10 protein-coding genes and 1 pseudogene are annotated in these 8,645 nt (G+C 42.2%); 8 read left to right on the plus strand and 3 right to left on the minus strand.

The window, feature by feature from the left end; genetic code table 11:
• Positions 1-96: 96 nt before the first annotated feature.
• Genes JHD45_RS21965 through JHD45_RS21985 form a run of 5 tightly spaced genes read left to right on the plus strand, consistent with a single transcriptional unit; the run spans position 97 to position 4,076 of the window.
• The gene (locus tag JHD45_RS21965; RefSeq protein ID WP_199478737.1) at positions 97-927 is read left to right on the plus strand and encodes a transporter substrate-binding domain-containing protein; all 831 of its coding nucleotides are present in this window, start codon (positions 97-99) and stop codon (positions 925-927) included.
• 19 nt (positions 928-946) lie between these two features.
• Positions 947-1,606, plus strand: a complete 660-nt coding sequence (locus JHD45_RS21970; protein ID WP_199478738.1) for an amino acid ABC transporter permease — start codon at positions 947-949, stop codon at positions 1,604-1,606.
• Entirely contained in the window at positions 1,603-2,268 is a 666-nt protein-coding gene (locus JHD45_RS21975; protein WP_233407999.1) for an amino acid ABC transporter permease, read from the plus strand. Before JHD45_RS21970 ends, JHD45_RS21975 begins: the two co-directional genes overlap by 4 nt.
• A gap of 2 nt (positions 2,269-2,270) precedes the next feature.
• The gene (locus JHD45_RS21980; protein WP_233408000.1) at positions 2,271-3,071 is read left to right on the plus strand and encodes an amino acid ABC transporter ATP-binding protein; all 801 of its coding nucleotides are present in this window, start codon (positions 2,271-2,273) and stop codon (positions 3,069-3,071) included.
• Between the two features lie 54 nt (positions 3,072-3,125).
• Positions 3,126-4,076, plus strand: a complete 951-nt coding sequence (locus JHD45_RS21985) for an isopenicillin N synthase family dioxygenase (RefSeq protein ID WP_199478739.1) — start codon at positions 3,126-3,128, stop codon at positions 4,074-4,076.
• Between the two features lie 74 nt (positions 4,077-4,150).
• Here the strand turns inward: JHD45_RS21985 and JHD45_RS21990 are convergent, their stop codons facing one another.
• Together JHD45_RS21990 and JHD45_RS21995 are read right to left on the minus strand one after the other, a co-directional pair.
• Positions 4,151-4,633: an Hsp20 family protein gene (locus JHD45_RS21990; protein WP_199478740.1), complete on the minus strand. Its 483-nt coding sequence runs from the start codon at positions 4,631-4,633 to the stop codon at positions 4,151-4,153.
• A 154-nt stretch (positions 4,634-4,787) separates the two neighbouring features.
• Positions 4,788-5,726, minus strand: coding sequence for a LysR family transcriptional regulator (locus tag JHD45_RS21995; RefSeq protein ID WP_199478741.1), 939 nt, complete (start codon positions 5,724-5,726; stop codon positions 4,788-4,790).
• Between the two features lie 155 nt (positions 5,727-5,881).
• Here JHD45_RS21995 and JHD45_RS22000 point away from each other — a divergent pair, with 155 nt between their 5' ends.
• Positions 5,882-6,397, plus strand: a complete 516-nt coding sequence (locus JHD45_RS22000) for a nitroreductase family protein (RefSeq protein ID WP_199478742.1) — start codon at positions 5,882-5,884, stop codon at positions 6,395-6,397.
• Positions 6,391-6,537 carry a hypothetical protein gene (locus JHD45_RS22005; RefSeq protein ID WP_199478743.1) on the plus strand — a complete coding sequence of 49 codons (147 nt, stop codon included), beginning with the start codon at positions 6,391-6,393 and terminating at the stop codon, positions 6,535-6,537. The genes JHD45_RS22000 and JHD45_RS22005 overlap by 7 nt, the downstream gene beginning before the upstream one ends.
• 87 nt (positions 6,538-6,624) lie before the next feature.
• Here the strand turns inward: JHD45_RS22005 and JHD45_RS22010 are convergent, their stop codons facing one another.
• On the minus strand, positions 6,625-6,864 hold the full coding sequence (locus JHD45_RS22010) for a hypothetical protein (RefSeq protein WP_199478744.1): 240 nt from the start codon (positions 6,862-6,864) through the stop codon (positions 6,625-6,627).
• A gap of 199 nt (positions 6,865-7,063) precedes the next feature.
• Between JHD45_RS22010 and JHD45_RS22015 the strand changes: the two are divergent.
• Positions 7,064-8,645: pseudogene (locus JHD45_RS22015) on the plus strand (P-loop NTPase fold protein); the annotation flags it as partial.

An 8,645-nucleotide genomic window follows, 5' to 3' on the forward strand; every position in this document is an offset into this window, starting at 1 on the left:
GATTGTTTTTTTATCTATGCTTAAGAGTTATCTTCAATGCACACTTTTAATTAATTCATTATTAGTAACAGCAAATCACTATGGAGATCTTAGGCAATGCAAAAAAGTCTTATCGCAAATTCGTTAAAAATCGCATTATTTAGCCTTGCAGCAGCTATCACAAGCGCGGCTGTACAGGCGGATGTGCTCTCAGATGTAAAAGCAAAAGGTGAGTTAGTCATTGGGACTGAGTTTCAATTTGCCCCTTTCGACTTTCTACAAAATGGCAAGCATGAAGGGCTTAATAAAGATTTCTTTACCGAAGTGGGTAAAGCATTAGGTGTTAAAGTAAAATATATCGATCTTCCTTGGCCGAGCGTTTTACCGGGGCTAGATGCCAAGAAATTTGACATGGTCGGCGGCCCAGTCACCATAACAAAAGCCCGTATGATGCGTTATGACTTTACGCTGCCGATTGCCGATGCGTCTGTTGCTCTGCTAAAAAAAGCGGGGAATAAAGAGATATCCTCTCCCGAGGACATCGCCGGAAAACCAGTGGGTGCAGGCAAAGGCTCTTCCCAAGCAACCCAACTAGAAAACTTCTCTAAAACCCTCAAAAAGCCCGTTCAAGTAAAATTGTACATCGACAATAATCAAGCGTATTCAGAGATTATGACAGGACGAGTGGTTGCTGTAGCAAACTCTCTACCTAATATCGCTTACATGGCTCGTCATCATAAAAACTTTGCCGTCGTCATGCCTCCATTCGGTAAGAAAACTTACTACGCTTACGTGACTCGCAAAGGTGCTGATTCAGCCAGCCTCTTGAAAGCAGTCAATGGGGTGATAATCAAAATGGAAAACGATGGACGTATGAGAGCCCTTCAGGAGAAATGGTTTGGTGTTCCCATGAAACTTCCTCAAAAACCAGTTGATCCACAAATTTAACCCGTCGGGGAGCAGGTAAATGTTAGATTTTTCTACGCTCCCCGCAGCTCTGCCTATTTTATGGAGTGGCGTCAAAATGACGCTGTTTCTTTCTACAATGGCAGTGGTGCTGGGGTTAATCGTTGGCACACTCATGTGTTCCGCTCGGCTATCAAAAAACTATCCATTACAACTTTTTGCGCGGTTTTATATCACTCTATTTAGAGGCGTTCCGCTTCTCGTACAATTGATGATTTCTTATTACTGCCTGCCACTTATTGGTATTAATATTCCCGCTCTCGTTGCAGCCACAGGATGCATCGGTTTATGTGCAGGAGCGTATATGGCGGAAATTCTAAGAGGCGGTTTTCAAAGTCTTCCCCCTGGACAAAAAGAATCCGCTCTTATGGTCGGACTGAGTAATAGTCATATTCTCTTTTTCATTGAGCTACCGCAAGTCATCAAACTCACTATTCCAGGGTTAATAAACGAAACCATTCTACTGGTAAAAGCCTCTTCTTTAATCTCAGTGGTGGGCATCGCTGAGCTCACACGCACCGCACAAAATTTGGCCGCCAGTAACTTCCAGCCATTTCAGTTTTATCTAACGGCGGCGGCCATTTATTTTGTTTTAAACAGTGCCATATCAGTGTTTGGATTCTGGCTGGAAAAAAGATCAAACAACAGGGTTATCGTATGATGGCATTTGACGTTAAAGTAATAATCGATCATCTACCTCAAATTTTAGATGGTTTTGTTACCACCGTGTGGTGCACCGTTTGGGCGTGTGCGTTAGGTATGGTGCTAGGACTCATTGTTGCTTGCGGCTTGATGTCAAAAGCCAGAATTTTCCGTTACCCAATACGTTTCTATGTAGAAGTAATACGCAGCACGCCTTTTCTTATTCAGTTATTTCTACTTTATTACGGTGGCCCTTCAATTGGAATTTATCTTGATCCCATTCAGGCAGGCATTATTGGGTTAGCTATTTATGGCAGCGCCTACTACGCAGAACTATTCCGAGCAGGGTTTAATGCCATTCCCGAAGGACAACTGGAAGTCGCCAATATAATGGGATTCTCTACAACCAACATTCTGTGGCGGATTCAAATACCACAGATGATGGTTTTGATCGTACCAGGATTGGTCAACACCACCATCATTCTTGGTAAAGAAACGGCGGTTCTTTCCATCGTTACAGTACCTGAACTTACTTTTGTGCTGACAGGTATTGGCTCACAAACCTACGCTTATGCAGAAACCCTTACCGTTTTGGCTCTCGCTTATCTAATTTTAGCAGAATCCACCTCTAGACTTGGTAGCTGGGCTGAAAAACGTTTAAGCAAATATATGGAACGGTAATTATGAACAAATCTTCCGCAAACGAGCCTATTGTTCAGGTTCAAAATATGAATAAAAGCTTTGGGGAAAACCAAGTATTAAAAAACATTAATCTAAATGTCCATCCTTCAGAAGTCATGTGTTTAATTGGCCCATCAGGTTCGGGTAAAAGCACCCTGTTACGCTGTATTGCATTTTTAGAACAATACACGGGTGGCACAGTACTCATCGAAGGAGACCTCATTGGTTACAACGACAATGCCGACCAAAGAAAGCTCGCCTCTACCAAGGAGCTAAACCGAGTAAGGCGTAATATGGGAATGGTGTTCCAGCAATTTAATCTTTGGCCACATATGACGGCATTAGGCAATGTGACAGAAGCACTTGTGCGGGTCAAAAAACTCAATCGCAAACACGCAAACGAAAAGGGGCTCGCCTTATTAAATAAAGTTGGTTTATCTGAACGTGCCAACCATTATCCAGCCCAACTGTCAGGTGGCCAACAACAACGTGTAGCGATTGCTCGGGCATTAGCAATGGAACCTTCCGTTTTGCTATTTGATGAACCAACCTCTGCCCTTGACCCAGAGCTGGTTGGGGAGGTCCTTCAGGTAATGAAAGATCTCGCCAATGATGGTATGACCATGATTGTGGTCACGCACGAAATGGGGTTTGCCGCGCAAGTAGCCGATACGGTGGTGTTCTTAGATCAAGGTGAGATTTTGCTGAAAGGATCACCGAAAGATGTATTTCAAGGCCCAAAACCTCCTCGATTACAGCAATTTCTACAAAACTATATGGATCGAAATGCCTTCTGGGAATAAGAGCTAAATACTCTGTTAATAAAAATCACAAAGCACATTGAACAGGTGGCCCATATGGCGTATTCACTACCTATCATAGATTTAGAAATAAACGCTCTGCACGATGAAAGTTGGGGGCAGCGCGTTGGTGATGCACTCAAAAAAGCCTTTACTGAAGACGGTTTCTTATATCTTGTTAATCATGGTATTAGCGAGTCTACCTTTGAAGAGGTACGTCGCGTATCGCTGGATTTTTTTACCTCCCCAGCGGAATTAAAGCAGTCCGTTGCCACCAGCAAAATCCATCGGGGTTACCATGCTCTAGGTGGTGCCCTCATGGAGGGGGCAGCCAAACCAGATCAAAAAGAGTTTTTCCAATTAGGCTTAGATCTTCCAGATAGTGACATCGATGTGCTAGCAGGCAAACCATTAAGGGGGGCGAATCAATGGCCAGCAGGAAAAGAGGAATTTCGTTCGGTTATGGAAGCCTATTTTAAAGCCATCGCACAGGTTGGCGAGATTTTATTACGAGCAGTAGCTTGGAGTTTAGGCATTAAACCAAGCTTTTTTGCCGAAAAATACACTAAGCCATTACAGAGAACACAAGCCATTTACTACCCAGCCAACAACTTTGACTCATCCGAAGAGGCATTTGGTGTCGCTCCTCATTCAGACTATGGTTGCATCACCCTGTTATACCAAGATGATGTGGGGGGATTACAAGTACTCAACAGAAAAAATGAGTGGATAGACGCGTCACCTATACCAGGTTCACTGGTCGTCAATGTTGGCGATTTGTTAGAACGTTGGAGTAATGGTCGTTTTGTCTCCACAAAACACGCTGTCAAAAACCTAAGTGGTAAAGAACGAATTTCTGTCGCGACCTTTTACGACCCATCCTACAACGCGAACGTCTCTCCCATTGACTTAGGTATTCCCCCAGAAGATTCAAAGTTTGAACCTATTTTGGCTGGAGACCATATTCAAGGGCGCATTAACCGTTCTTTCGATTATACAAAACAATAAGCGAGGCTTCGCTGGGCAAACAAAAAGGGCTGCGATCGCTCACAGCCCCATCATCGTGATAAGCCATTTATTGCTTAGGCTACTTTTGCATCCTGTTGTCTTGAGTCTTCTTTTTGATGCTCAAGCACACCATTATTGGCTTGGTTAATGGCAATTTTTCTTGGTTTCATTGCCTCAGGAATTTCTTTTACCAAGCTGATGGTCAATAGCCCATTTTTTAACTCAGCATTGGTTACCTCAACGTAATCGGCAAGGTTAAACTTGCGCTCAAACGAGCGGTTTGCAATGCCTTGATGGAGATATCTGTGCTCACCAGCATCCGCTTTTTCACCACGAACGGTTAGCACATTCTTTTCCACTTTAATGTCTAGATCGCCTTCCTCAAAACCCGCTAACGCAAGCGAAATAGCATAGCGATTATCGTCAACCACTTCGATATTGTAAGGGGGATAACCGGCAGACACATTATCGGTTGTTAGCGCATTGTCGAGTAAAGAGGCCAAACGATCAAAACCAATGCTACTGCGATAAAGTGGGGTAAAATCAATTGAGTTCATAATAAATCCTCCTAAATGAAGCAAAATACTAATCATCAAAAGACGTAACAGAGACTCTCAAGGGAGACGACCCCGTTACACTTCTTAAAATAGGTCCATCAAAGGTATTTTCAAGGCGGATTTTTAGAAAAAAGTTTTATAAAAATAGAGCGTTTTATTCTTCTAAAACAGATGCTTGAATCAAGCCTTTTGCCACCATTTGACTCAATAGCTGGTGGGTTTTCTCACGGAATAAATCTCGCAACAAACGTACTATCGGCGTAATGGATTGGCGACTGGGACTAACTAACCAGAGCTCTCCTTGATCAAGAGTATAATCCTGTAAAATCGGCACCAGACGCTCTTCTAACAAATCATAAGCCAGATCCAGCCCTGACTTCATGGCCACACCATGACCCGCCACGCACCAGCGTCGCACCATATCGCCATCGTTTGCAGCGCGGCTGGATTTGGGTTTGACTTTATAAACTTGTTCTTCGTCTTTTAGACGCCAAGTATCATTGAGAATCTCTTGTAGCTGATAAAACAAGCCTAGATGATCGGCCAGCTCATCGGGGTGTTTCGGTTCGCCATGGCACTCTAGATACTCTGGGCTGGCCACGATAAAACGCGGCACATTGCAGATTTTAAAACCGTATAAATTGGAGTCGGATGGTGGACCATAGCGCAATGCCATATCCAGCGCATCGCGGTAAAAGTCGATATTGCTGTCGCTTAAATGGGCCCTTATGGTCACTTTTGGGTGCTGCAACATGAACTCATCGATCCAGGGTAACGCTAAATGACGCCCCAAATCCGACGACACCGCGATACGAATTTCGCCACTGATTTCATTCCAGTCTTCGTAAATACTTTGCTGCGCTTGATCCAGCATGGCAATAGCCGCTGCACATTGCGGCAAATAACGCTCACCCGCGCTGGATAAACGAAGCTGGCGGGTCGTACGCACAAACAGCTCCACACCAAGCTGCGCCTCCACCCGCTTAACCGCCGCACTCGCCGTCGCGGCCTGCATATCAAGGTGTGTGGCCGCTGCTGCGATACTGCGCAGTTGCGCGACTTTCAACACCACGTTCAGATCATCAATCTGCATATACTTTTCTTCTCCACAAAGCCCTGCACAATTATCAAATATTTTTTGGTAATAATTCAACAATTGCCATGTTTTTATTCAGCACTTTTCGAGCTAGTATGGATTCCAACACGCTCGTACAGATATCGAGCCTTATCCTATTTACGGAGACCATCATGTCACATCAGATTATTAAAGACTTAGAAAAGCGTTATACATCAAAACACTACGATGCGAGTAAGCGCATTTCTCAAGAAGACCTAGATGTCATTTACCAAGCACTTCGTCTGTCCCCTTCTTCCATCAACTCACAACCTTGGAAGTTTGTCGTCATCGAAAGTGAAACGGCCAAACAACGCTTTCAAGACTCCTTTGCAAACAAATTCCAGTTCAACAAGATACGTTCCAAAGACGCCTCACACATTATTTTATTGGCCCACAAAACCCACTATACCCGTGAGAACTTCGCCAAAGTGGTGGATAAAGGCATTAAAGATGGCCGCACCAAAGCCGAAAACCGCGAGCAAGCCTTTGGCAGCTTTGCCTTCGCAGAAATGAATACTGATGAAAACGGCGATACCAGCCACTGGACCAAAGCACAAACCTACATAGCTCTTGGCAACCTAATGCACACCCTAGCTCGCCTAGGCATTGATTCCACCCCAATGGAAGGGGTGACCATGAATTGCTAAGTGAAATTTTCAAAGATGAATTGGAAGGCTATCGCTGTGACGTAGGACTAGCCATGGGTTACCACCACAAGGAAGAAGACTTTAACGCCACATTGCCTAAATCGCGTTTGGCATTAGAAGATGTGATAACCGTGATTTAATTCCGTTGATACACAAACAAAAAAAGAGCAAGTCGGCAGACTAACTTGCTCTTTTTTATCCATCATAAAGAAGACGAATACGAAAACTTAACCCGTCTGTTCCAGCACAGTGCCAGTGGTTGACATTTTAAAGCGCGGATGTGATAGCCCGCCCACCCGCTCTAAGACCTCACCATTAAAAGTTTCATAGCGGCATCGAACCAACGTCCGTTCAGAATGATCAACATGATTCACAATACGATCAAAGTCCTTGATCTCAAGTACAAGATATTCATCTTTAGTGGCTGGGTTTTGGTATTTTCCGAGTAGCGTCTGAGTCGTCTTCACCTTCCCCTCCTGACACAAGTTTATGACTGGCAAAATGTTGGTGATATCAGACTAAGCTGGATTCTGGAAAGAAGTATTGCGATAGATCAAGGTTTTATTAAATTAGCTCTTGTAGAAAATATGTGAATTATTTGGCCTTTTAATAATAAAACGATAAAGTTGGAGTTATAAACTCACCAAACACGCAAGGAAAAAAGGAATGGGCACGGAATCTACTTCAAGCAACTCAGGTATTGATAATGTAGCTCTTACTCCTCTCACCCCTGAATTTAATAAGAAAAATCATGGTTCTTATGCCAAAAGAATCAATACAGCTCTAGAAGACAAAAGAATCAGAAACATTGCTCTATCTGGCACTTATGGCATAGGTAAAAGCAGTATTTTACAAAAGGTTGCTGAGGAACATGAAGAAAACATTGTAGAGATCTCTTTATCTACATTAGCACCCAAAGCTCCTGATAAATTAGACGACAGCATACCAAAACAAGCTTCAACAACCACAAATAGAATTCAACAAGAAATTGTCAAACAGCTTCTATATCGCGTTGAGTCTAGTAAAGCTCCACGCTCTCGCTTTAACCGGATAGAAAGCTTCAATTGCAAACGAGAACATGGTATTGCAGCGCTATCAGGTATTGTTATTACATTACTCTTTCTTTTGATGGGCTGGACTGAAAAAATTGCTTCAATCCATGTAAGTATTGCCGCAATAGGCACTTGGATAAATGCAATTATTTTCGTGGCATCAGTATTTTTCACTCTTATAGCTCGTTACCTCTTTCAAGGTCGATTTCACATCAGCCAACTATCAACTGGTAATGCGGCCATTTCATTAGATGAAAAATCAGTATCGTATTTTGACCAATACCTAGATGAAATCGTGTATTTTTTCGAAGTATCAGATAAAAATATCGTTATTTTTGAGGATATTGATAGATTCGAAGATTCACATATATTTGAGACTCTGCGCTCTCTAAACACACTTCTAAACAACGCCCCACAATTCAAAAGTCAGCCAATTCGTTTCATCTATGCTGTTAAAGACAGTGTCTTTGAGCAAGTAGAACCACAAAAATCAAAAGAAGACGAAAAAGATTTCAACACAAAGCCCATAGAAGAGTCTGAAATAGTACGAGCAAATAGAACAAAGTTCTTTGATTTGGTCATTCCCGTTGTCCCTTTTATTACTCACAGAAGTGCTCGTGACCTTGTTTCACAAGCCTTAGATGGAATTTCTCATGACATTAGCGATGAATTAATTAATATCGCAGCACGTTATGTTCCAGACATGCGCTTACTGAAAAATACACGAAATGAGTTTATTATCTTTAGAGAAAAACTATTCACAGGAGACGATAAACAACTTAACTTAAGCGAAAGTGAACTTTTTGCCATGATGCTTTATAAAAGCACTCATTTATCTGATTTCGAGTTAATTAGATTGGGGAAGAGCAAGCTGGACGAGATTTATCGGATTAGTCGAAAAATTGTAGCGGAAAATATAAAACAAAACGAACAAAAAATCCGGAATGAAGTTTCTAACAAAGATGAAAATTTATCTAAAAACATTAAAAATCGAAGTGAGCAGTACGGAAAAAAATTAATTGAACATATAGAGCGTACAGCACGATCAGCAGAATATCATGAAAATAGATTCTCCCTTAAAATTGACAGTGAAGATATAGAAATAGAGCACCTTAAGAGCTTTGAATTTTGGGAAAAGTTTATTTCCAAAAAAAATCCAATACTAACTTGGACATCGATATCCAATAATTATAATC

The sequence above is a fragment of the Marinomonas spartinae genome (assembly GCF_016461715.1).
Classification (GTDB): domain Bacteria; phylum Pseudomonadota; class Gammaproteobacteria; order Pseudomonadales; family Marinomonadaceae; genus Marinomonas; species Marinomonas spartinae_A.

Excerpts from the sequence above, each read along its gene's own strand:
- JHD45_RS21970 (WP_199478738.1), top strand. The coding sequence starts at position 947 with ATGTTAGATTTTTCTACGCTCCCCGCAGCTCTGCCTATTTTATGGAGT.
- JHD45_RS21975 (WP_233407999.1), top strand. The coding sequence starts at position 1,603 with ATGATGGCATTTGACGTTAAAGTAATAATCGATCATCTACCTCAAATT.
- JHD45_RS22000 (WP_199478742.1), top strand. The coding sequence starts at position 5,882 with ATGTCACATCAGATTATTAAAGACTTAGAAAAGCGTTATACATCAAAA.
- JHD45_RS21980 (WP_233408000.1), top strand. The coding sequence starts at position 2,271 with ATGAACAAATCTTCCGCAAACGAGCCTATTGTTCAGGTTCAAAATATG.
- JHD45_RS21995 (WP_199478741.1), bottom strand. The coding sequence starts at position 5,726 with ATGCAGATTGATGATCTGAACGTGGTGTTGAAAGTCGCGCAACTGCGC.
- JHD45_RS21985 (WP_199478739.1), top strand. The coding sequence starts at position 3,126 with ATGGCGTATTCACTACCTATCATAGATTTAGAAATAAACGCTCTGCAC.
- JHD45_RS21965 (WP_199478737.1), top strand. The coding sequence starts at position 97 with ATGCAAAAAAGTCTTATCGCAAATTCGTTAAAAATCGCATTATTTAGC.
- JHD45_RS21990 (WP_199478740.1), bottom strand. The coding sequence starts at position 4,633 with ATGAACTCAATTGATTTTACCCCACTTTATCGCAGTAGCATTGGTTTT.